At 57.5% G+C, this 510-nt stretch carries 1 rRNA gene; it reads right to left on the reverse strand.

The features are described 5' to 3' along the window. A 16S ribosomal RNA gene (locus tag BCY91_RS10265) occupies positions 1–510 on the reverse strand; the annotation flags it as partial.

Here is a 510-nt window from a genome sequence, read left to right on the forward strand (position 1 = left end):
GCAGACGCGACAAACCGCCTACGAGCTCTTTACGCCCAATAATTCCGGATAACGCTTGCGCCCTACGTATTACCGCGGCTGCTGGCACGTAGTTAGCCGGCGCTTTTTCTGCAGGTACCGTCACTTTCGCTTCTTCCCTGCTAAAAGAGGTTTACAACCCGAAGGCCGTCATCCCTCACGCGGCGTTGCTGCATCAGGCTTGCGCCCATTGTGCAATATTCCCCACTGCTGCCTCCCGTAGGAGTCTGGGCCGTGTCTCAGTCCCAGTGTGGCCGGTCACCCTCTCAGGCCGGCTACCCGTCGACGCCTTGGTGAGCCATTACCTCACCAACAAGCTGATAGGCCGCGAGCCCATCCCCAACCAATAAATCTTTCCAGTAACTGACCATGCGGTCGCTACTCGTATCCAGTATTAGACGCCGTTTCCAGCGCTTATCCCAGAGTCAGGGGCAGGTTGCTCACGTGTTACTCACCCGTTCGCCACTGATCCCACAGAGCAAGCTCCGTGTT

Source organism: Pelobium manganitolerans, assembly GCF_003609575.1.
Classification (GTDB): Bacteria; Bacteroidota; Bacteroidia; order Sphingobacteriales; family Sphingobacteriaceae; genus Pseudopedobacter; species Pseudopedobacter manganitolerans.